The organism is Pseudomonas sp. E45-MNA-CIBAN-0222, assembly GCF_040310405.1.
Classification (GTDB): Bacteria; Pseudomonadota; Gammaproteobacteria; order Pseudomonadales; family Pseudomonadaceae; genus Stutzerimonas; species Stutzerimonas stutzeri_AC.
This window is the reverse complement of sequence record NZ_JBEOPU010000016.1, coordinates 13868-35312: the sequence shown is the minus strand read 5'-3', so window position 1 is coordinate 35312 and position 21445 is coordinate 13868. Positions and strand designations below refer to the sequence as shown.

25 protein-coding genes and 1 riboswitch are annotated in these 21445 nt (G+C 62.8%); of the genes, 19 read left to right on the top strand and 6 right to left on the bottom strand.

Translation table 11 applies throughout. The features are described from left to right. Nucleotides 1–185 precede the first annotated feature (185 nt). Complete coding sequence (locus tag AAEZ08_RS19990) at nucleotides 186–398, top strand: DUF3079 domain-containing protein (RefSeq protein ID WP_003300856.1); 213 nt, start codon at nucleotides 186–188, stop codon at nucleotides 396–398. Nucleotides 399–417: 19 nt separating this feature from the next. Here the strand turns inward: AAEZ08_RS19990 and AAEZ08_RS19985 are convergent, their stop codons facing one another. Next, complete coding sequence (locus AAEZ08_RS19985) at nucleotides 418–1647, bottom strand: dicarboxylate/amino acid:cation symporter (protein ID WP_058064111.1); 1230 nt, start codon at nucleotides 1645–1647, stop codon at nucleotides 418–420. 192 nt (nucleotides 1648–1839) lie between these two features. On the opposite strand from AAEZ08_RS19985, the gene AAEZ08_RS19980 reads away from it, so the two are divergent. After that, nucleotides 1840–2163 (top strand): hypothetical protein, encoded by a 324-nt coding sequence (locus tag AAEZ08_RS19980; protein WP_500124996.1) that lies wholly within the window; start codon nucleotides 1840–1842, stop codon nucleotides 2161–2163. 114 nt (nucleotides 2164–2277) lie between these two features. On the opposite strand, the gene AAEZ08_RS19975 is transcribed toward AAEZ08_RS19980, so the two are convergent. From AAEZ08_RS19975 to AAEZ08_RS19960, 4 genes are all read right to left on the bottom strand, one after another. After that, nucleotides 2278–2772: a SprT family zinc-dependent metalloprotease gene (locus tag AAEZ08_RS19975; protein WP_500124995.1), complete on the bottom strand. Its 495-nt coding sequence runs from the start codon at nucleotides 2770–2772 to the stop codon at nucleotides 2278–2280. Nucleotides 2773–2836: 64 nt separating this feature from the next. Beyond that, on the bottom strand, nucleotides 2837–3538 hold the full coding sequence (locus tag AAEZ08_RS19970; RefSeq protein ID WP_500124994.1) for a Yip1 family protein: 702 nt from the start codon (nucleotides 3536–3538) through the stop codon (nucleotides 2837–2839). Between the two features lie 184 nt (nucleotides 3539–3722). Beyond that, nucleotides 3723–4322: a Yip1 family protein gene (locus AAEZ08_RS19965; protein ID WP_003283910.1), complete on the bottom strand. Its 600-nt coding sequence runs from the start codon at nucleotides 4320–4322 to the stop codon at nucleotides 3723–3725. A gap of 139 nt (nucleotides 4323–4461) precedes the next feature. Then, on the bottom strand, nucleotides 4462–5055 hold the full coding sequence (locus tag AAEZ08_RS19960) for a DNA-J related domain-containing protein (RefSeq protein ID WP_003283912.1): 594 nt from the start codon (nucleotides 5053–5055) through the stop codon (nucleotides 4462–4464). A 134-nt stretch (nucleotides 5056–5189) separates the two neighbouring features. Between AAEZ08_RS19960 and ttcA the strand changes: the two genes are divergently transcribed. The 14 genes from ttcA (at nucleotide 5190) to nhaD (ending at nucleotide 17049) form a co-directional block, all read left to right on the top strand. Further along, nucleotides 5190–6014 carry a tRNA 2-thiocytidine(32) synthetase TtcA gene (gene ttcA / locus AAEZ08_RS19955; protein WP_102821399.1) on the top strand — a complete coding sequence of 275 codons (825 nt, stop codon included), beginning with the start codon at nucleotides 5190–5192 and terminating at the stop codon, nucleotides 6012–6014. Nucleotides 6015–6565: 551 nt separating this feature from the next. Beyond that, on the top strand, nucleotides 6566–7642 hold the full coding sequence (locus tag AAEZ08_RS19950; protein WP_500124993.1) for a 3-deoxy-7-phosphoheptulonate synthase: 1077 nt from the start codon (nucleotides 6566–6568) through the stop codon (nucleotides 7640–7642). Nucleotides 7643–7952: 310 nt separating this feature from the next. Continuing rightward, entirely contained in the window at nucleotides 7953–8624 is a 672-nt protein-coding gene (locus AAEZ08_RS19945) for a DNA-3-methyladenine glycosylase I (RefSeq protein WP_003283915.1), read from the top strand. A gap of 58 nt (nucleotides 8625–8682) precedes the next feature. After that, the gene (locus tag AAEZ08_RS19940; RefSeq protein ID WP_500124992.1) at nucleotides 8683–9051 is read left to right on the top strand and encodes a DUF2946 domain-containing protein; all 369 of its coding nucleotides are present in this window, start codon (nucleotides 8683–8685) and stop codon (nucleotides 9049–9051) included. A 106-nt stretch (nucleotides 9052–9157) separates the two neighbouring features. After that, on the top strand, nucleotides 9158–9712 hold the full coding sequence (locus AAEZ08_RS19935; RefSeq protein WP_044314968.1) for a putative natural product biosynthesis protein: 555 nt from the start codon (nucleotides 9158–9160) through the stop codon (nucleotides 9710–9712). Nucleotides 9713–10034: 322 nt separating this feature from the next. Further along, on the top strand, nucleotides 10035–10214 hold the full coding sequence (cydP, locus tag AAEZ08_RS19930) for a cytochrome oxidase putative small subunit CydP (RefSeq protein WP_003283920.1): 180 nt from the start codon (nucleotides 10035–10037) through the stop codon (nucleotides 10212–10214). Then, a complete protein-coding gene (locus tag AAEZ08_RS19925) occupies nucleotides 10211–11824 on the top strand; it encodes a cytochrome ubiquinol oxidase subunit I (protein WP_500124991.1) in 1614 nt (537 codons plus the stop codon). The genes cydP and AAEZ08_RS19925 overlap by 4 nt, the downstream gene beginning before the upstream one ends. Before the next feature lie 12 nt (nucleotides 11825–11836). Further along, entirely contained in the window at nucleotides 11837–12979 is a 1143-nt protein-coding gene (cydB, locus tag AAEZ08_RS19920; RefSeq protein WP_500124990.1) for a cytochrome d ubiquinol oxidase subunit II, read from the top strand. Nucleotides 12980–13024: 45 nt separating this feature from the next. Next, nucleotides 13025–13129: a cytochrome bd-I oxidase subunit CydX gene (gene cydX, locus AAEZ08_RS19915; RefSeq protein WP_003283925.1), complete on the top strand. Its 105-nt coding sequence runs from the start codon at nucleotides 13025–13027 to the stop codon at nucleotides 13127–13129. Further along, nucleotides 13126–13422 carry a cyd operon YbgE family protein gene (locus tag AAEZ08_RS19910; RefSeq protein WP_500124989.1) on the top strand — a complete coding sequence of 99 codons (297 nt, stop codon included), beginning with the start codon at nucleotides 13126–13128 and terminating at the stop codon, nucleotides 13420–13422. Before cydX ends, AAEZ08_RS19910 begins: the two co-directional genes overlap by 4 nt. A gap of 122 nt (nucleotides 13423–13544) precedes the next feature. Continuing rightward, nucleotides 13545–14309, top strand: coding sequence for an NAD-dependent deacylase (locus AAEZ08_RS19905; RefSeq protein ID WP_500124988.1), 765 nt, complete (start codon nucleotides 13545–13547; stop codon nucleotides 14307–14309). A 67-nt stretch (nucleotides 14310–14376) separates the two neighbouring features. Further along, nucleotides 14377–15009: a C40 family peptidase gene (locus tag AAEZ08_RS19900; RefSeq protein WP_279641271.1), complete on the top strand. Its 633-nt coding sequence runs from the start codon at nucleotides 14377–14379 to the stop codon at nucleotides 15007–15009. Between the two features lie 76 nt (nucleotides 15010–15085). Continuing rightward, nucleotides 15086–15610, top strand: a complete 525-nt coding sequence (locus tag AAEZ08_RS19895) for a C40 family peptidase (protein WP_003283931.1) — start codon at nucleotides 15086–15088, stop codon at nucleotides 15608–15610. Nucleotides 15611–15795: 185 nt separating this feature from the next. Beyond that, nucleotides 15796–17049, top strand: coding sequence for a sodium:proton antiporter NhaD (gene nhaD, locus AAEZ08_RS19890; RefSeq protein ID WP_003283932.1), 1254 nt, complete (start codon nucleotides 15796–15798; stop codon nucleotides 17047–17049). A 24-nt stretch (nucleotides 17050–17073) separates the two neighbouring features. Here the strand turns inward: nhaD and AAEZ08_RS19885 are convergent, their stop codons facing one another. After that, the gene (locus AAEZ08_RS19885) at nucleotides 17074–17877 is read right to left on the bottom strand and encodes a metallophosphoesterase family protein (protein WP_003283933.1); all 804 of its coding nucleotides are present in this window, start codon (nucleotides 17875–17877) and stop codon (nucleotides 17074–17076) included. Between the two features lie 143 nt (nucleotides 17878–18020). Then, nucleotides 18021–18232: riboswitch (cobalamin riboswitch) on the top strand. 119 nt (nucleotides 18233–18351) lie between these two features. Between AAEZ08_RS19885 and btuB the strand changes: the two genes are divergently transcribed. From btuB to cobO, 3 genes are read left to right on the top strand one after another with little or no spacing between them, the layout of a single operon-like run. After that, the gene (btuB, locus tag AAEZ08_RS19880) at nucleotides 18352–20205 is read left to right on the top strand and encodes a TonB-dependent vitamin B12 receptor (protein WP_500124987.1); all 1854 of its coding nucleotides are present in this window, start codon (nucleotides 18352–18354) and stop codon (nucleotides 20203–20205) included. A 46-nt stretch (nucleotides 20206–20251) separates the two neighbouring features. Further along, entirely contained in the window at nucleotides 20252–20821 is a 570-nt protein-coding gene (locus AAEZ08_RS19875) for a hypothetical protein (RefSeq protein WP_003283935.1), read from the top strand. Then, nucleotides 20818–21429 carry a cob(I)yrinic acid a,c-diamide adenosyltransferase gene (cobO, locus tag AAEZ08_RS19870; RefSeq protein WP_003283936.1) on the top strand — a complete coding sequence of 204 codons (612 nt, stop codon included), beginning with the start codon at nucleotides 20818–20820 and terminating at the stop codon, nucleotides 21427–21429. Before AAEZ08_RS19875 ends, cobO begins: the two co-directional genes overlap by 4 nt. Nucleotides 21430–21445 lie beyond the last annotated feature (16 nt).

Sequence of the window (21445 nt, the reverse complement as noted above, 5' to 3'; positions counted from 1 at the left end):
GAGGCTGTGACGGCAGCGGTCGATGGCGCGAAGCATGTGCACAAATGGCGCTTCAGGCAATCTTTATCTGTATGTGCATACAGTGTTGTACGCCGATACCGGTCGTTCTTGAGCATGATCAAGTCTGGCGGCGGCGAGGAGGCTTAGCCTGTGGCCACTGCAACAACGCCAAAAAGGCACGCGCAATGGCCAAGAAATTTCCCCTCGAACCTTCCCACCCCGAACGTGTGTGCTGGGGCTGCGACCGCTATTGCCCGGCAACTTCGATGGCCTGTGGCAACGGCGCGGGCCGCACCCAGCATCCGGCGGAAATGTTCGGTGAGGACTGGTATCTGGATGAATGCTGGGGTATCGACCCGGAGCTGATCGCCAAGACTCGCAAGGAGTCGTCGAGCTGATGCTGCGCGGGGTCCTGCGCTAGGCGCGGTCGGCGAAACGCTGCACCACCACACTGCCGATGATGTCACCCTCGACGTTGACCGCCGTGCGCACGGTATCCAGCAAGCGGTCGATCGGCAGCAGAATCGCCACCGCCTCGGCCGGCAGGCCGACTGCCTGCAACACCATCACCATGGTCACCATGCCGGCGCTGGGAATCCCCGGCGCGCCTGTGGACGCGATCATCGCCGTAAAGAACACCACGGCCTGCTGCGCCAGGCTCAGCTCGATGCCCATCAGGTTGGCGACGAACAGCGCTGCTGCCGCTTCGTAGAGTGCGGTGCCGTCCATGTTCATGGTCGCGCCCAGCGGCAGCACGAAGCCGGCGATGCCCGGGCGCACCTTGAGGTTGTCCTCGGCGCAACGCAGGGAGATCGGCAGCGTTGCCGCGCTGGAGCTGGTGGCAAACGCCGTGATCAGCGCCTCGCGGGTACCTCGGAAAAACCACAGCGGTGATTTGCCGGTGGCCAGGAAGAGAATGCCCGGTAGCACCACGATGCCGTGGAACAGCGTGGTAGCAAACACCAGCACGATAAAGCCGCCCACTGCACTGAGCAGCGCGACATCCTGCTCGGCCACCAGCTTGATCAGCAGGGCGAGGATGCCCAGCGGCGCCAGGCGCATGATCCAGCCGATGATCCGCATCATCAGCTCGAGAAATTCCTGCAGCACCACGAGGATATTGCGGTAGCGGTCGCCGCCGGCCACCAGGGCGATGCCGATGAACATGGCGAACACCACGACGGCCAGGATGCTGCCGTTGGCCAGTGCGGCGAAGGGGTTCTGGAACAAGTTGGCGAAGAAGTGCAGGAAGAACTCCGGCAGCGTCAGCTGACGCGCCTCGAAGTCGTTCATCGCCTCCGCGAACAGGTCCAGCGACAGCCCCGCGCCCGGCTTGAAGAGGTTCGCCGCGACCAGCGCCACCAGCATCGCGGCACTGGTGGTGAGGGTGAAGTAGACCAGCGCGCCGCCCCACACCCGGTGCACCTGATGGTGCGCCTGCAAATTGGCCACGCCGACGACGATGGAGGTGAAGATCAGCGGGATCAGCACCATCTTCAGCAGGCCGATGAAGATGCTCCCGGCCAGGGTGCTGGCATAGAGTACGCCCTCGCGTACGGGCGCGTCGGTCGGCAGCGTGCCGGTCAGCCAGCCGATGGCGACACCCAGGCAGGCCGCGACAAGAATCTGCAGGTTGAGACTGGGCAAAGGGGTGGCTCCTTGAATCGGTAGCGGTGGCGCTAAGCAAAAGAATGAACGCTGCGGCAAAAGTTCGCATCGTGCGCGGCGCAATCATACAGACGCGACGCAACCGACGTGCCAATGACCTGGCGTCGGCAGGCCGCTGACAAAGCCACGCAGCTGGGTTTTCATGATCGGGCAGGTAGAAGGGGGCGAGTCATGAGCGATCAGGACATCGAACAACGCATCGCCCGCGATATAGCCAGATGGCAGCGCGGCGTGCTGGAAAAAGGCGAACCGCTGGTGGTGGACGAAGGCTGGCTGCAGACGCCGCCGGGCCTGCGCTTGCCGTTCTCGGTGCTGAAAAGCGCCGGGGTGCCGCCACGGGAAGTTGAGCTGCTGGCGCAGCGTGCCGCGTTGCGCGAACGGCTGGATGCCTGCAGCGATACGCAGCAACGTGCGCGCCTGAAGCGCGACCTGAGCGAGCTGGAGCAGCACATCGCCTTCCGGCTAGAGGCGTTGCAACGCCTGGGCCGCAGCTAGAGCTGGGCTACTGAGGGCTGAAGACTGGGAACTAGGCGGGTAACGTTGGGCGGTGCGGGCACGCGTGATGGTCGTTTTCGCCATCGTGCGGCTGCAGCCTGTCGTCGCAACTACTTATTCGATGCGCTGCTCGCCGCTGAAGGCCAGTGTCGTCTTGCAGCGGCGACAGTAGTAACGCCGCCCCTTGGCCACCAAGGCATGACGCTGGGCGGTGAAGGCGAAATCCTGTTCGGCGCAACTGCAGTTGTAAACGTAGCGGGTAACCGGGCGGCGCTGGATTAGGTAGGTATGGCAGCGGTCCGGCGCGAGTTCGTAAACGCCGCGCATGATCAGTTGCCACTCCTCGCCATGCGGCTGAATCCGTGAGCCAAACATCTGGTGGGCAATCAGATGCGCCACCTCATGGGCGACGGTCTGATGGAGGAAGTGCTCGGTATTTTCCCGGTATAGCTGTTCGTTGAAACGCAGCAGGTTTTGCTGAAGGTGAGCCACGCCGGCCTTCTGGCCGCGCAGCTTGAGGCTCACTTCTGGACGCTTGAAGCGGCGGTTGAAAAACTGCTCGGCCAGCGCATAGCAGGCTTCGACACGGGCATTGAGACGCTCGGGCATTAGGCAACTCCTGAGAGCGCCGCATTATGCCAAACCAACCGTGGCCGAGCAGCAGCTCCTGTCGTTACTCGTTTGGTCGTTCGTTGAATCGGCGCTCGTTATCCAGGCCGCCCGGTTCTTCTTGCGGGCGATTTTCCTCGAAACCGTAGCTTTGATTCTGCGGTGTGTTGCGCTCGTAGGTTGGGTCAAGCGCGAGGGTCCAGAACAAAATCATCGGCACCTTGAGGTTGACCAATACCAGCAAGCCGACGCCCCAGGTGCATGCGCCATAGAGGAAGGTATTGCGGTTGTCGATGCGCATGAACTTGGGTAGACCGACGAACAACAGATACGTGGAGTAGATCCATGCGACCACCAGCACGAGAATCGCGGTCCAGCGCGAAGGGTAGAGCGCACCGAGGCCCGCAAAGAAGAAAGGTGTGATGACATAGGCGATGAAGCCTACGCACTGATTGAAGGTCGGGCGTGCATCGAAGGTGCGGGACATCCAGCGCAGAAAGAAACCCATGATGAAGGTGCCGGCGACGATCGTGATGTAGATCAGCGCACTGAGCTGGAATGCGCTGCGGGTATCGAGCCAGATTCGCTCGTCTTCCACCAGGCTCCAGCCCACGTAACGAGTGCCTATGAACATGCATATCGCTGGCAGCAACGCCCAGAGCAGCAGGTGGACGAGGTAGTTGGAGCTGTTTTTTTCTTCGTCGCGGCGAATGTCGACCCACGCCTGATCGGGGCGAGTGAGCAATGTAAAAAAGTGCGGGATCATACCGAGCCTCCGTCTGCCTTGAGGGCCCCCCATGGCGCAAGCGAAGGGTGGCGTTATGGCTTTAGAACGGCATATGCGGTGAGGGTTTCCCTTTAATGTGCAGTCGTTTCGTCGCACGCCGATGCAGCGCTGCTTTCAGCACGCAAAAAGGCCGCCCGGGGGCGGCCTTCACACGCGAGGTGATTTAGCGGACGTACACCGGGCCGATGCCCATGCCCCAGGTGATCACGGATAGCGCAATGATCGCGACCAGCACCACCAGCCCTACTGCAAGCACCGAGCTGGAGAACATGAAGCCCTCGTCCTCCGAGATGTTCATGAACTTCGGTAGCCCGACATAGAGAAGGTAAGCCGTGTAGCAGACCGCCGCAGTGCCCACCAACATGCCGAGCCACAGATGTGGGTAGAGGCCAGCCAGCCCGCCGATGAATAGCGGGGTTGCGGTGTAAGCTGCGAAGACGATGCACTGGGTTAGTGTCGGGTTGGCGTCGTAAGTGCGTGCCATCCAGTGGATGAAGCCACCCATTACGGCGACCCCGGCCAGCATTGCGAAATAAGCGAGTATCGCCAGTTGCATGCAGCTGGCTTGGGTCAGCTTGACCGGCTCTCCACCGCCGATGCTCCAACCTACCTGGGTAGCGCCGATATACGCCGATACGGCTGGTATGGCTGCCAGCAGCAGCACATGCGTGAGGTACATGTGGCTGACGGTTTCTTCTTCGCCACGGATTTCATTCCACTCTCGGCCAGGATGGGTAAACAAGCCCCAAACGTGATTGATCATGCCAGCGTCTCCTCTATTTATGGAGGGTCGCTTCGCCTGGCGGTCGTCATCGAGGACGGCGCGTGCGACCTTATGTCGCAGTATAGGAATGCGCACCGTAGATGCATCAAAAGGGTTAGAGCGTTTCGAAGCTATGGCGTTAGCGGTAATAGCGCTCGAGTATTTCCATGGCCAAGTTGATCGATTGCAGCCGCTGGGTGCTGCCGCCTCGATCCGGGTGATGCAGGCCAACCAGTTGCCGATAGCGGCGCTTGATGACGTCGAGGTTCAGCGGTTGCGGGGAGCGGTCCAGTTCGAACAGTTCGAGTGCGGCCTGCTTCTCGTCGCTGCCCTGCATCCGCGTCCAGAAGCTGGCGAGCAGACGTTCTACGTCGTCCTCATCGGTGTTCCTGAGGTTGGAGAGGTCGAGGTAGTACTCGCGCAGTGCGTCCTGTTCGGTGACGCCAGCAGCGGAATTGGCATAGGGCAACAACTGGATGTGCAGAGGGCTGATCTGTAAATGGCCGCTGGCTTCGGCCCAAAGGCGATCACGCAGCAGATAAAGCGCGTTAAAGACCAGAAAATGCGTGCGAAAGAGCACCAGTTTGTCGGTCAGCGGCAAATTGGGGACATGCGTGCTGTGCCGGCGCTTGAGCTGTTGGATCAGCTCATATTCGCTGCAGCCTTCGGGTTTGTCCTGCAGCAATACGAGCAGGTGGCCTGGCAAGTCCAGTGCGGGGGAAAGGTCGTCCATCTGGCGAGCCTAACACAGGGCCTAAGGCGGTCTTCTGGTGCTGGTTCACATCCGGGTATACGGCGAACGGGCTGCGGCCAGGCTTGCTTTGCGCGTAAAATGCGCGCCTTTCGCATCTCATCCGGACACCTGAAATGGGCAACCTCTCGGTCAACCAAAACAAACTGCAGAAGCGCCTGCGCCGCCTGGCGGGCGAAGCCGTTACCGACTTCAACATGATCGAGGATGGCGACAAGGTCATGGTCTGCCTGTCCGGCGGCAAGGACAGCTACACCATGCTCGACGTACTGCTCTATCTGCAGAAGGTCGCGCCGATCAAGTTCGAGATCGTTGCCGTGAACATGGACCAGAAGCAGCCGGGCTTTCCCGAGCACGTGCTGCCCGAGTACTTGAAGTCCATCGGTGTCGAATATCACATCATCGAAAAGGACACCTACTCGGTGGTGAAGGAGAAGATTCCGGAAGGCAAGACCACCTGCTCGCTGTGCTCGCGCCTGCGCCGTGGCACGCTGTACACCTTCGCCGACGAGATCGGCGCGACCAAGATGGCCCTCGGTCACCATCGCGACGACATTCTGGAAACCTTTTTCCTCAACATATTCTATGGCGGTACGTTGAAGGCCATGCCGCCCAAGCTGCTCTCCGACGATGGACGCAATGTGGTGATTCGCCCGCTGGCCTACTGCAATGAGGCGGACATCGAGGCGTACTCGAAGATGAAGGAGTTCCCAATCATCCCGTGCAACCTCTGCGGCTCGCAGGAGAACCTGCAGCGCCAGGTGGTCAAGGAAATGCTGCAGGAGTGGGAGCGCAAGTCGCCGGGGCGCACCGAGATCATGTTCCGCGCGCTGCAGAACGTGGTGCCTTCGCAGCTGGCCGACCGCAGCCTGTTCGACTTCAAGAGTCTGCGCATCGACAACGACGCCACGCCGCGCTTCGTTGATGTGATGAGCCTGTAGGTCGCGCTCGCGGTTTCCGCAGGGCGTGCTTGCTCAGTCCGCCATCGTCATCCACCGCATTGCCTCGGCGGAAGCCCACCCAACGAGCTTTTTCGCCATGCGGGTTGAAAGCAGCACGTCTGGCGGAGTATGGTTCGGCCATCTTCTGGAGATCAGCATGTCCCTGAACCCTGTAGCCCTCAACGTTGTCGATGCCTGTGCCATTCGCACTGTGGTCGTTCGTGGGCAGCAGGTTGCCGCCGCTGGTTATTACTTTGGGTATTGGTTTAGCCACAGGCGCGCCTGATACCCCACAGGCGCCCTAGCAAGCAGGGTCGCCACCAGAGCAGTTTTCGAACCCCCGGTCGGCCACCCGACCGGGGGTTTTGTTTTTTCGGCCACTCGATGGCCCAACGCAACGAGGAGCACGCCATGACCACTTACCGCACCAACCGTTATTACCGCTACGACTGGCGATTTAGCCGCTTCGACGCCGAACACAAAGCACGCGAACGAACACCCGACTAGCGCCGCCGCGGACCACCCGCGCCGGCAGAAGGAACCGCCAGATCATGAATGCATCCGCCATCGTACTTGCCAAACAACCCGTCGCCACCGCTGAAGCCTCCATTGCTCGCCGCAGCGCACAACCGCTGCCCAGCCCCGCCGTATTGCGCCAGCGTCTGCCCTTGAATGACGCCCTTGCCGCACGCATCGATAACGACCGCAACGCCATCCGCGCCGTGCTCGACGGCCGCGATACGCGCCTACTGGTCGTCGTCGGACCCTGTTCCCTGCACGATCCTGTCGCCGCGCTCGAATACGCCGAGCGTCTGGCTGCGCTCGTGCACGAAGTCAGCGATCAGCTACTGCTGGTGATGCGCGCCTATGTGGAGAAGCCGCGCACGACCGTCGGCTGGAAAGGCCTGGTCTACGATCCGCATCTGGACGGCAGTGGCAACATGGCCGAAGGGCTGCACCTGTCACGCCGCCTGATGCTGGATATTCTCGAAACCGGTCTGCCGATCGCCACCGAGCTGCTGCAGCCGCTGGCTGCCGGGTATTTCGACGATCTGCTCGGTTGGGCCGCGATCGGTGCACGCACCAGCGAGTCGCAGATTCATCGCGAGCTGGTCAGCGGGCTGGACCTGCCGGTGGGGTTCAAGAATGGCACCGATGGCGGCCTGGGCATCGCCTGCGACGCCATGCGTTCAGCGGAACATCCACATCAGCACTTCGGCATCGACGATCTCGGCCATCCGGCACTGCTGCAGACCCGCGGCAATCCGGATACCCATCTGGTGCTGCGTGGCGGTCACGGCGCACCCAACTACGCCGCGGCCAGTGTCGCTGCTGCCCGTAGCACGCTGGAAAAGCAGGGTATCGCCCCGCGCATCATGGTCGATTGCAGTCACGCCAACAGCGGCAAGAACCCACTGCGCCAGCCCGCGGTGCTGGAGTCGGTGATCGAGCAGCGCCTGGCCGGCGACATGAGCCTGCGTGGCGTCATGCTCGAGAGCCACCTGTTCGATGGCTGCCAGCCGCTGTCCGGCGAGTTGCGCTATGGCGTGTCGATCACCGACGGCTGCCTGGGTTGGACGGCGACCGAGGAAATGCTGCGTCAGGCGGCGCAGCGGCTGCGCGGCTGATGCCGGGAGCCCGCTGCACGTCTGAGCCGGCTCGCACGCAGAACGACGTTCTGCTCGTAGGGTGGACAACGCGAAGCTTGTCCACCGTCTGCGCGCCTGGTGTCAGGGCAATGGGACGCGTACCAAGCGGTGTCACCCGGTTTGCGCCGGCTTCACAGTGGAAGCGGGCTTGCCCGCGAATATTCGTTCAGACCAGCCTGCGCGAACGCCACCTGACCGCTGCCGCCCAGCTGCGTTGATGGCGGCGGACTTGCGAGGCCGGCTCGTCACCGGCACCCTGTGCCGCTGCCGTCACCATCGGATCTGAACCATGCAAGACTACAAATGGCTGCACGAATACTGCCTCAACCGCTTCGGCTCGGCCGCGGCGCTGGAGGCCCGTCTGCCGCGGCCCCACAGCGCCGACCAACTGCGCAGCGTTTCGGATGACCGCTACCTCTCGCTGATCAGTCTGCGCATCTTCCGCGCCGGCCTCAAGCACAGCTTGGTGGATGCCAAGTGGCCGGCCTTCGAGCAGGCGTTCTTCGGTTTCGACCCGGAGAAAGTCGTACTGATGGGCGGCGAGCACATCGAGCGACTGATGCAGGACACCCGACTGATCCGTCATCTCGGCAAGCTCAAGAGCGTGCCGCGCAACGCGCAGTTCGTGCTCGACGTAGCCAAGGAAAGGGGCAGCTTCGGCAACCTGCTGGCCGATTGGCCGAGCAGCGACATCGTCGGCCTGTGGCGTTACTTGACCAGGCACGGCAGCCAGCTCGGTGGCCTGTCGGCGCCGCGCCTGTTGCGTATGGCCGGCAAAGACACCTTCGTGCCCAGCAATGACGTGGTAGCCGCGCTCAAGGCGCAGGAAATCGTCGACAAGGTGCCGAGCAGTCAGCGCGATCAGGCCGCGGTGCAGGCCGCATTCAACCAGTGGCAGGCGGAAAGCGGCCGTCCGCTGTGTCAGCTCTCAGCGATGCTGGCGTTCACCGTCAACCACTGACGAGGCTGCGACGCTTTAGCGCAGGGCCGTGCTCAGGCGCGCGGTGTAAAGTCGAAACATGACCATCGTCAAAGACAAGCGTGCGCAGATCGTATGGGTGCTCTTCACCTGCATCCTGCTCAATGCCTTGGTCTGCAGTCTGAACCACGCCACCCATGTGGGCTTCGGACTGGCCATGGGGCAGGACGCCTTCTGCATCACCGGCGACGATGGCGGCACCGGCCTCGGCGCGCTCCCCTCCGATTTACATGACCTGTCGCAGCATGCCCTCGACTGCCCTCTGTGCAGTTCGGTTTTCCTCGCCATCGTCGCACTGTTCGCCTTGGCCTGGCTGGGGCGGCGCGCGACAGGTGCAACCCCGCTACCACCGATTGAGCGTCACGGCCCGCGCCACCACTGGCCGGCACTGAATCCGCGTGCACCCTGATATTTCCTGATTGACGTGATTCGCCGTCCTTCCGCCCAGCAGCGGCGGACCAGACGGCTACCTGTCGGAGCCTTCCGACGGCCCAGTCAATTCAGGGGATTTCACCATGACCATGATGGAGCGATTCACCCGCGCCGATAGCCGCGTGAGCTATCGGCTGCCTTTTCCCGACTACCCCAGCAACGCCCGCAGCTTCGTGCATCTGGATGCCAAGTTGCTGCCGTACTGGCATGCGCTGTTCGATGTCTGCCCGCGGCTGCTCAAGCTTGACCCGCCAGAGGGACTGGAGATCTTTCGTCAGTTCATGACCTGGGCCTACGGCTGCCAGCTGGCGCTGGACTGGACCTTCCACCTCGGCGTCTGTCGCTGGTTGCTGGCCTCCGACTACCGCGAGCTGGTCGAACCGGAGCATATCGAGGCCATGATGCTCGCCGCCGCAGCGCGTTGGGTCGCCAGCGATGACAGCCCGGCAATCGGCATCGTGCTCGGCTGGCGAGGCGGCAGCGAGCATGTATTCGATTGGAAGCCACGGGTCCGCCAGGGCGGCCGCCCGCTCGCCGCCGAGGCGGAGGAGCTGCCGCCGGCGCCCTGGGACTTCGCCTGGAGCCCGCTGTCGAGTACGGCCGGCAACGGATTTCGCCGCTGGTTGCGCGTGCCATGACTGCGACAGACCGCCACAGTCTGGCGATCTTGTCGTGCCTGCCCCGACGTCGCTTGCCGGTGTTGCCGGCTATTGCGAGCGCAGCGCCGCATCGGCACGGGGCTGCCCGAGCGGGTGGGGCAGGCTGTCGCAGTTGTCCGCTTGCAGGGTGCGCCGGACACTTTGTCTGCCTCGAACCAGAGCAGCTTCCACGGGTGGTTCGGGGCTTCGCGATTGAGTCTAGGCGTCGCGCCTGGATGTCGGCCCCCACCCCAAGGGGGCCTTCAATCGCAACATGCTGCCGGAGCGCCAGGCGCTCGGGCGGTCACGCAAGGAGGTAGGCATGTTCAAGTCATCGCTCAGGCGAGACGTCGTGCTGGTAGTGCTGGCCAAGGTCGCGATCCTCATGATCATAAAAAACGTCTGGTTCGATGCTCCCAGCATTCCCGAGAACGGTTCGGTGCGCGTTGCCGACCATTTGCTTGATTCGCGGGGTTCGATCCCCGAGGGAGGGCCGAGATGATCTCGGAAAGCGTTGTCGATCTATCACGCCTGCAGTTCGCCATGACGGCGATGTATCACTTTCTCTTCGTGCCGTTGACCCTGGGGCTGGCGTTCCTGCTGGCGATCATGGAATCGGTCTACGTGATGACCGGCAAGCAGGTCTATCAGGACATGACCAAGTTCTGGGGCAAGCTGTTCGGCATCAACTTCGCCCTGGGCGTCACCACCGGACTGACCATGGAATTCCAGTTCGGTACCAACTGGGCCTACTACAGCCACTACGTCGGTGACATCTTCGGCGCACCCCTGGCCATCGAGGGGTTGATGGCGTTCTTCCTCGAATCCACCTTTATCGGTCTGTTCTTCTTCGGCTGGGACCGGCTCAGCAAGGTGCAGCACCTGGCCGTAACCTGGTTGGTGGCGCTGGGCTCGAACCTCTCGGCGTTGTGGATTCTCATCGCCAACGGCTGGATGCAGAACCCGGTGGGCTCTGAGTTCAACTTCGAGACCATGCGCATGGAGCTGGTGGATTTCGGTGCGCTGCTGTTCAACCCGGTGGCGCAGGTCAAGTTCGTGCATACCGTGTCGGCCGGCTACGTCACCGGGGCGATCTTCGTGCTGGCGATCTCTTCCTTCTATCTATTGAAGAAGCGCGACCTGGGCTTCGCCCGCCGTTCGTTCGCCATCGCCGCGGTGTTCGGCCTGGCGTCGACGATCTCGGTGATCATTCTTGGCGACGAATCCGGCTATGAGATCGGTGACGTGCAGAAGGTCAAGCTGGCGGCCATTGAGGCCGAGTGGGACACCCACCCAGCGCCGGCCGGCTTCACCCTGTTCGGCCTGCCCAATCAGCAGGAGATGCGCACCGATTACGAAGTGAAGATCCCTTACGCACTAGGCCTGATCGCTACGCGCTCGGTGGACGAGGAAATCAAGGGCATCAAGCAGCTGGTCGCTGAGCATGAGTTGCGCATCCGCAACGGCATGCTTGCCTACGAGCGGCTGCAGGTGCTGCGTAGCGGCGACAAGTCAGCCGCGGCCATCGCCGCGTTCAATGAGGTCAAGCAGGACCTGGGCTACGGGCTGCTGCTGAAGAAGTACACCGCCGATGTGGTCGATGCCAGCGAGGAGCAGGTCAAGCTCGCCGCGCTGGACACCATACCCAACGTGTTCAGCCTGTTTTGGACCTTCCGCGTGATGGTTGCCGCCGGCTTTCTGATGCTGCTGCTGTTCGCCCTGGCGAGCTGGGCCTCGATCAAGCGCAATGCCGAGACCAAGCCCTGGTTGCTTAGATTCGCGCTGTTCAGCCTGCCGCTGCCATGGATCGCGGCGCAGACCGGCTGGTACGTCGCCGAGCATGGCCGCCAGCCCTGGTCCATCGCCGAGGTGCTGCCGACCCATCTGTCCACCTCGACGCTGGCTGCCGGTGATATCTGGGGCTCGCTGATCGCCCTGGTGGCCTTCTACAGCCTGCTGCTGGTGATCGAGATATTCCTGATGGTCCGCTTCGCCCGCCTAGGGCCGAGCAGCCTGCACACCGGTCGTTATCACTTCGAGCGGAACGTGCGTGAAGCACTGGTGGCGCCGGCGCAGCCGAGTGGCCTGACTTCCCAGCCCGGCAGCGTCTGAGGGGGATACGAAATGTTCGATTACGAAGTGCTCAAGCTCATCTGGTGGGTGCTGATCGGCGTGTTGCTGATCGGCTTCGCCCTGACCGATGGCTTCGACATGGGCGCCATGGCACTGATGCCCTTCGTCGGCAAGACCGACAACGAGCGACGCGTGGCGATCAACACCATTGCGCCGCACTGGGATGGCAACCAGGTGTGGTTCATCACCGCTGGCGGCGCGCTGTTCGCCGCCTGGCCGATGGTCTATGCGGTCGCTTTTTCCGGCTTGTACTGGGCGATGCTGCTGGTGCTGTTCGCGCTGTTCTGCCGGCCGGTGGGGTTCGACTACCGCAGCAAGGTGGAAGATCCGCGCTGGCGCAGCGCCTGGGACTGGGCCTTGTTCGTCGGCGGTGCGGTGCCGGCGCTGGTGTTCGGCGTGGCCTTCGGCAACCTGTTCCTTGGCCTGCCGTTCCAGCTCGACGAGCTGATGCGCTCGACCTACCAGGGCTCGTTCTTCGCGCTGCTCAACCCGTTCGCGCTGCTCTGCGGCATCGTCAGCTTGAGCATGCTCAGCGCCCACGGCGGCGCCTGGCTCATGCTGCGCACTGACGGCGCGCTAGCCGAGCGCTCGCGGCAGGCCACGCGCCTGTGCGTGCTGGTGTTCCTGTTCGGCTTTGTTGCCGCCGGGTTGTGGCTGATGCTGGGTGTCCAGGGCTTCACCCAGCTGTCAGTGACCGATCCGGGGGCAGCGCTCAATCCCCTGTTGGATAAGCAGGTGGCACAGGACAATATCGGCTGGCTGGCCAACTACGGCCGCTATCCGGTCACCCTGATCGCGCCGGCGGCGGGCATCCTCGGGGCGTTGCTGGCGCTGCTCGGTTCCAGTCGCAACAGCGGTGGGGCGAGCTTCGTCGGAACCAGTCTGATGATCGTCGGCAGCATCTGTACCGCAGGCTTTGCGCTGTTTCCCTTCGTCTTCCCGTCGAGCCTCGATCCGGCCTCGAGCCTGACCATCTGGGATGCGGTATCGAGCCAGAAAACGCTGGGCATCATGTTTGTCGTGGCGTGCATCTTCGTGCCGCTGATCCTCTGCTACACGCTATGGAGCTACGTGCGCATGTGGGGCCGGCTCACCCAGAAAACCATCGAAGCCAACCCCCACGGGCTGTACTGACCGCGCGGGCGGGCCGCCGCGCCCGCCCGCCAAGGAGAGACGACTATGTGGTACTTCACCTGGATTCTCGGCGTGCTGCTGGCCTGCAGCTTCGGCATCATCAACGCGCTGTGGCTGGAAGCCACGCAGGATATGGACGCCGAGCCGTGAGCGGCGTCCTGCACCGGCTCAGTTATGGGCCGGCCAGCCGCGTACTTTCCCTGCTGCTGGCTTCGCCGCTGGCGCTGGTGCTGCTGATCCATCCAGCGGCGATGCTGGACGGGCAGGGCGGCTACAGTCACCCGCAGCTGATGCTGGTGATGTGGGGTATTTCCGCCGGCTTCGTGCATGGCGTCGGCTTCGTGCCTCAATGGTGGGGCTGGCGCTGGCTGCTCGGCCCGCTGCCAGCATGGCTGTTTTGCGCGTTGGGCTACGCGGTGCTGTTCCAGGCCCAGCTGGCCTGAGCGGGGGCGAACACCTTTACAGTCAGGCACGGCGATTCGTAGGCTGATGGCCGTGGTCGCGACGCGGCCATCGGTTCCCCGCATGATCGGGGGAGTGCCACCGAAAGGGGTTCGCGACGTTCATGGATATCGACAAGGCCGCTCAGGCGCTAACCGGCGCCGAGCGCATTCTGATTATCACCGGGGCAGGGCTGTCGGCCGATTCCGGGCTGCCCACCTATCGTGGCCTCGGCGGACTCTATAACGGCGAAACCGAAGACGGCCTGCCGATCGAGGTGGTGCTATCCGGGCCGACGCTGCGGCGTGATCCGGCGTTGTGCTGGAAGTACCTGGCCGAAATCGGCCGGGCCTGCCTGCAGGCCGAACCCAATGCCGGCCACTTCGCCATCGCCGAGCTGCAGCGGCGCAAGCCGGGGGCCTGGGTGCTCACGCAGAACATCGATGGCTTCCACCGCCGAGCCGGTAGTCCGCCCGATCGCTTGATCGAGATTCACGGTCAGCTAGCGCCGCTGTCGTGCCTGGGCTGCGGCAAGGTCGACCGACGTCCACTGCCTTCGCTGCTGGATCAGCCATTGCCGCCGCGCTGCCTGATTTGCAGCGGGGTGCTGCGTCCCGCCGTGGTGCTGTTCGAGGAGATGCTGCCGGAATCGGCCCTCACTGCGTTGAAGCAACAGGTGCAGGTCGGCTTCGACGCCGTGCTGGTGGTTGGAACCACTGCAAGCTTCGGCTACATCCTCGAGCCGGTATGGCGGGTGCGTCAGGCCGGCGGCTCCGTCGTCGAGGTGAATCTGCAACCCACCGAGATCAGCCCGCTGGCGGACGTGCTTCTGCAGGGAAGGGCCGCAGACGTTTTGTCGCAGTTAATCCGTCACATTTCGTCTGATTGAATTTGATCATCGAAGCGATAGAGGGCATAGTCGCGGGCACTTTGAAATCACCGACACGGCTGTGCCCATGCGCCAACGCTTCGCACCCCTCGTGCCTCTTGCACTTATCGCCCTGCTGACGGCTTGTGCCGGACAGCCCGTACAGACCGAGCAGCAGATCACATCGCCTCGGCTGTCGCACAATCACCCCCTGGCCGGATTCGATTTCGCCTCGTTCGAAAAGAGTGAGGATGAGTCGCTGGCCGAGCTTACCGACGAGCAGGATTACCAGCTGCCGCAGCTGGCCGACAGTATCCTCGAGCGCGGCTTTACCCTGGTCGGTACCCCGTATCGCTACGGTGGCAGCTCGGTGAAGAGCGGTTTCGATTGCAGCGGCTTCGTTGGCTTTCTGTTCCGCAAGGAGGCCGGTCTCGACCTGCCGCGTTCTACCCGCGAGCTGATCAATCTCGACGCGCCTGTGGTCAAGCGCACCGAGCTGGAGCCTGGCGACGTGGTGTTTTTCAATAATCGTGGTCGTGGTCGCGTGAGCCATGCCGGCATCTATATCGGTGATGACCAGTTCATCCACGCTTCCAGCAGCCGCAGCGGTGGCGTTCGGGTCGACAGCCTGGATGACAAGTACTGGCGCGCCAGCTACATGGAAGCCAAGCGCGTCCTGGCACTGGCCACCGATCTGGAGCCGCACACGGCTCAACGCTGAGTTGACGACTGCTGGGGGTTGCGTCTGGCCCCACATGCCGGCAGAGTGATGGCTCATTTGCCTGGACCGCTCTGCGATGCATTACCTGGCCCGTCTCACGCTTGTCGTTCTCTTCGCGCTGCTGGCTGCCTGTGCCGGCCAGCCATCGGCACCGCCAGTCGTTCAGGAACCCACTACTTCTCACCCCGTACCCGGTGTTGCCGAGGATGTACTGTTCAGCGCGCTCGGCCTGGTCGGCACGCCCTATCGCTGGGGTGGCAATACGCCTGACAGCGGATTCGATTGCAGCGGCCTGATCGGCTACGTCTATCGTGGCGCGGCCGGCATCAGCCTGCCTCGCACCACCCAGGACATGAGCAATCTGCGCGGACCGGCCGTACGACGCCACGCGCTGCAGCCAGGTGATCTGGTGTTCTTCGCTACCAGCGGCGGCCGTCGTGTCAGCCATGCAGGCATCTACGTTGGCGAGGATCGCTTCGTCCATGCACCGTCTTCCGGCGGCACGGTACGTTTGGACAGCCTGACCGCCAGCTATTGGCAGAAGAACTACCTGGGCGCCAAGCGAGTCCTCGACCACGAGCGCTTGGCCAGCAATCCCTAGGCTGGGCCCTGCTGCAGTCTGCCAACGGCCTCCTTTCACTCGCAAAACATTCTGAAATAGTCTCCGTTTGACATGCGGTGATTTCGCTCATCTCGGTGTTTGGCTACCATGCGCTGCCCAATTTTCCCTCCGTGTGCAGCCCGCTGTGCACAAGTCCCTTTCCTTAGTTCCCCATTAGGTGAGTTATGCCTGTATTGCTGACGTACGTGCTGATCGCACTGGCGGTGGCGGCACTGCTTGGTGTCGTGCTCGAAGAAATAACCCATGTAAACAAGGCCAAGGTCACGCTGTTCTTCGGCACCCTGGCCTGGCTGCTGCTGTTCATCTTCGCCCCGGCGGGCGAGGCGCGGGAAACGGTGCTGGAGAGCCTCAACGAGAACATCGCGGAAATCGCGGGATTGTGGATATTCCTGGTGGCGGCGATGACCTTCGTCGCCTATCTGAACAAGAAGGGCATGATCGAGAACCTGATCTATCTCGTATTGCCGCGAAGAATCAGCGAGCGTGCGCTGTTGTTTCTCACTGCAACCTTCTGCTTCGTGTTCTCGTCGCTGGCTGACAACATCACCGCAACATTGGTCTCAATTACGCTGATCCTCTCGCTCCAGCTGGATCGCGCAAAGACCATCAAGTTCGCTACCTTGGTGGTCTTCTCGGTCAACTCCGGGGGCGTGGCGCTGATCACCGGCGACGTCACCACACTGATGATTTTTCTGGCCGGCAAGGTGGCGATTCTCCAGTTGCTGGTGCTCGCCCTGCCTGCCTTCGTCGCCGTGATGGTGCTTGCCGCCATGTTGTCGATTGGTATGAAAGGCGAGGTCATGGTGCAGGGGCAGCGCAACGACGTGCGCGGCGTGGATGTGGCGATTGCAGTGATTTTCCTATGCACCATTCTCAGCACCATCATCGGCAACTTCCTGTTCCAGATCCCGCCGGTGCTGACTTTCCTGGCAGGTTTGTCGGTGATGTTCCTGGTTGCGCGTTTCTTCAGCGATGACAACGACTCCGATCCGATTCTCGAATACGTGCGGCAGGTTGAGTTCGAGACGCTGTTCTTCTTCCTTGGCATCCTCCTGCTGGTAGGCATGCTCAAGGAAATTCGCGTGCTCGACGGGCTGGTACACATCTATGACCAGGTGCCGGCGGTGATGGCCAACTACCTGATGGGCGTGATGTCGGCGGCGATCGACAACGTGCCGCTGACCGCCGCGTTGCTCAAGTCCGGGCTGGAAATGGGCGTGGCTGAATGGATGGTGCTGACCTATGCGGTCGGCGTTGGCGGTTCGCTGCTGGTGATCGGCTCGGCGTCTGGCATCGTCGCCATGAGCAAAGTGCCGGGGCTGACCTTCGGCAGCTATCTGCGGCACATGCTCTACCTGTTTATCGCCTTCAATATCGGCTTCGCCGGCGTTTATCTGATTGGCCTGTCGATGAGTTGATCGGCCGGCTGCGCGAGCGCGGGATTACCAGCTCAGGTTGAAGTGCGAGCCCAGCACGAAGCGACCGTCCTGAAGATCCCAGCGCTCGACGCAGACCTTCTTCTGCTCGCCGGGATGCAACTTCAAGCGGTTGAACGAGTTGGGTGACGTGCCGCGTAGACGTGTAGATAACGTAGTGCCGGCCTGCACCATCCAGATCTCGCGCTGCAGACCGGCGTACTGCTTGGACAGCGGAAGCACGTAAGGAAGATGGATGTGCCCGCCCATGACCAGGTCCAGGCCATGTTCGGCCCAGCGCTGCAGCGCCGGCTCGGCGCCATGCTGGAGATTGCGCAGGTCGCTCGGCACCATGGCGCCGAACGGCTGGTGCGCCACCACGATGCGGATCTTGCGCGGGTCGCTGTTGGCCAGGCGCTGTACCACATGCTCAACTTGCCGCGCTGTGACTACACCGTCCTTGTGCCGCCGTGGGTGGGTCGTATTCAGCCCGATCACCAGCGTATTTTCGTTCTCGAATACCGGTTCCAGCTCATCGCCGAAGTGGTGTCGGTAATTGCCGTACGGCGTGAAAAGACGCGCGAAGACGTTATACAACGGGATGTCGTGATTACCCGGGATCACCAGCGTGTCGCTCACCCCGTCAGCCTCCACGCGGCGCACGAAGGCGGCTGCACTGGCGAACTGCTCGCGGCGCGCGCGCTGGGTGATGTCGCCGGAAAACACCAGCAGATCGGCCTGGTGTTCGCGGACATGGTCCTCCAGGGCTTGGACCACGGAAGGCTGTTCGGTACCGAAATGGGTGTCGGAAATCTGCACGATGCTGGTCATGGGCGTCGGTTATGGTCCTGGCTGATCGGGGCATTGTTGCATTCGAAGCCTTTCGGCGTCCGCCGTTCCAAGCGGTGAGATGCAAGCGGAAATTGCGGCGCGCTGCGACAACCCTGCGGTTGCGTCACGTCCAGCCTTGGACTAACCTCCGCGTCGCCTCAGGTGCCCCCTGCAAAAGGGGGTGAAACAGGGAAGCCGGTCCATTCTTACGAAGATTCCGGCGCTGCCCCCGCAACGGTAGGCGAGTCGAGAAACCGTAATAGCCACTGTGCTCGCGCATGGGAAGGTGCGGTTTCGGGACGCCGCAAGGCGTACGCTCGCAAGCCCGGAGACCGGCCTGTCGCATTTCACTGACAGTGCGGCGGGCGCTGAGCGGGTGCGTACCCTTCGCGGTATTCACTTCTCCTCTGCAGTTCCTTCGTCTGTCTTCGTCGACTTTCAGTCGTGCGGGTGGGCACGACGGAGACCTGTACCTTGACTTGCAAGCCCCGTTTCAAGCCAGCGGCCTATGTGCTGCTCGGCAGCTTCTCCTTTTCCATCGGCCAGCTGGCCGCCGCTCCTCTCGACCTTGAACAGCAGGTGGTAACCGCTACGCGCACCGCGCAGACCGCTCGGCAAAGCCTGGCGGCAGTGACGGTGATCGACCGCGAGCGAATCGAGCGTAGTCAGGCGAGCTCGCTGCCCGAGCTTCTGAAGCAAGTGCCCGGCGTTTCGCTGGCGAACAATGGCGGGCCGGGCAAGTCCACCTCGCTGTATATGCGCGGCACTGAGTCCGACCATGTGCTGGTGATGATCGACGGCATCAAGATCGGCTCGGTGACCTCCGGTGGCTCGGCCTTGCAGGATCTGCCGGTGGAGCTGATCGAGCGCATCGAGGTGGTGCGCGGGCCACGCTCCAGCCTGTATGGCTCGGAAGCCATCGGCGGGGTGATCCAGATATTCACCCGCAAAGGGCAAGGGCTGGGCGTCAAACCGTTCTTCTCGGCCGGCTACGGCACCCATGACACCTACACCGGTAGCGCCGGTGTTTCCGGTGGCGACGGTCGTGGCTGGTACAGCCTGGGCGTCAGCGGTTCGGATACTGATGGCATCAACGTCAAATCGGTGGGCACCAGCGGCTACGAAAACGACGCCGATGGCTATCGCAACCTGTCCGCGACGCTGAGCGCTGGCTATCGTTTCGACAACGGTCTGGAGCTGGACGCCAACCTGCTGCAGGCCAAATCCCATAACGACTACGACAGCGTGAACCGGGCTCGCACGTCCGGGTTCGGCGCCAATGCCGATGGTGTGTCGAAAGTTGTTGGCACCCGTGCACGCTTCAGTCCGCTGGAGCGCTGGCTGGTGACGCTGCAGGCCGGGCGCAGTGAAGACAAATCCGATGCCTATCAGGACGGGCAGTTCTATTCACGCTTCGACAGCCGTCGCGATACTTTCAGCTGGCAGAACGATATCGAACTGGCCGCTGGGCATACGCTGATCCTGGGTGCCGACCGCCAGCGCGACGAGGTCAACGGCACCACGGTCTATGCCGAGGACTCCCGGGACAACGACGGCTATTTCGCTCAGTACCTGGGCGAGGTCGGTCGCCATGACTGGCAGCTGTCGCTGCGTCGTGACGACAACGACCAGTTCGGCCAACACGACACCGGCAACATCGGTTACGGCTATGCGCTGACTGACTGGCTACGTGGCACCATCAGCTACGGCACGGCATTCAAGGCGCCGACCTTCAACGAGCTGTATTACCCCGACTACGGCAACCCCGAGCTGGATGCGGAAACCTCCGAGAGCCTTGAGGTCGGCCTTGCCGGTCAGCATGGCTGGGGCCACTGGGCGGTGAATGCCTATCGCACCGTGGTCGATGACCTCATTGCCTATGACGCCAGCATTTCCGCGCCGGCCAACGTGCAGCAAGCGCGTATCCGCGGGGTCGAGCTGGTGCTCGGCAGCCAATTGTTCGGTTGGGACTGGAACGCCAACTACAGCCTGCTGGAGCCGGAGAACCGCTCCGCCGGGGCCAACCGCGGCAACGAACTGGCGCGCCGGGCAAAACAGCTGTTCAACCTCGACGTTGACCGTCGGCTCGGTGCCTTCAGCGTCGGCGCCAGTCTGCACGCCGAGGGCCAGCGCTATGACGACCTGGCGAACACCAAAGAGCTGTCCGGCTACGCCACTCTGGACCTGCGTGGCGAATACCGCATCACTCCCGAATGGCGCCTACAGGCGCGCGTCGCCAACCTGCTGGATGCCGACTACGAAACCGCCGAGGGCTACAACCAGCCCGGCCAGGCCGCTTACCTGACCGTGCGCTACCAGGCGCTGTAAGACCGCGGCGCAGGCATGTCGCCCGCGCCCACAGAAGGAGACTGCAATGATCAAGCTTGCCCCGAGATACCAGCTGCTGGTTGGCCTCGCGCTTGCCGCGCTGCTGGCCATGACCCGCGGACAGCACTTCGCCAGCGTCAACCTGCCGAGCGCGTCCTGGGCGGTGTTCTTCCTCGCCGGCGTGCTGGTGCGGCCGAAGTGGGTGTTTCCGGCACTGTTTCTCGAGGCTTCGCTGCTGGATTTCGCCGCCATCCAGTGGGCCGGTGTCAGCGACTGGTGCATGTCGCCGGCGTACTGGATGCTGGTGCCGGCCTACGGTTCGCTGTGGCTGGGCGGCCGCCTCTATGCCGGTTGGCACCGTGACCAGTTCAGCAGCCTGGCGACCCTGGCGCTGTGCGTGATAGCGAGCGCCTTCGTTTGCTACCTGTTCTCCGGTGGCGGCTTCCTCTATTTCTCCGGGCGCTATCCCGAGCCGAGCCTGGCGCTGCTGGCCGAGCGCATCGCCACCTATTACCCGCGCTACCTGTCGACCCTTGCGCTGTATGTCGGTGCTGCCGTGGTGCTGTTTGTCGGCTTGCGGGTCTGGGCTGAGCAGCGTGATGAGGCGCGAGCATGAGCGAATCCAGCGAACGCGATGATCGCCACAAGGCACGCATGCAGCGCAAGAAAGCGCTGATCGACGAGAAGATTGCCGAAGCCCAGGACGAGTACGGCCTGCTACTGGTGCACACCGGCAACGGCAAGGGCAAGAGCAGTTCGGCCTTCGGCATGGTGGCGCGTGCGCTCGGCCATGGCATCAAGGTCGGCGTGGTGCAGTTCATCAAAGGTGCGGCCAGTACCGGCGAGGAGGCGTTCTTCCGGCGCTTCCCGGACGAGGTTCGCTACCACGTGATGGGCGAGGGCTTCACCTGGGAAACTCAGGACCGGCAGCGCGACATCGCCAAGGCCCGCGAGGCCTGGGCGGTGGCGGCCGAACTGCTTGCCGACCCTGAGATCGGCCTGGTGGTACTGGATGAGCTGAACATCGCGCTGAAGTACGGCTACCTGGAGCTGGAGCCGGTGCTCGCCGACATCGAGTCGCGGCCGCTGTTGCAGCACGTGGTGGTCACTGGGCGCGGCGCGCCGGCCGGTTTGATCGAGGCAGCGGATACGGTTACCGAGATGGGCCTGATCAAGCATGCGTTCAAGACCGGGGTGAAGGCGCAGAGAGGAGTGGAGTTTTGATGCCAGCGCTCAAGGC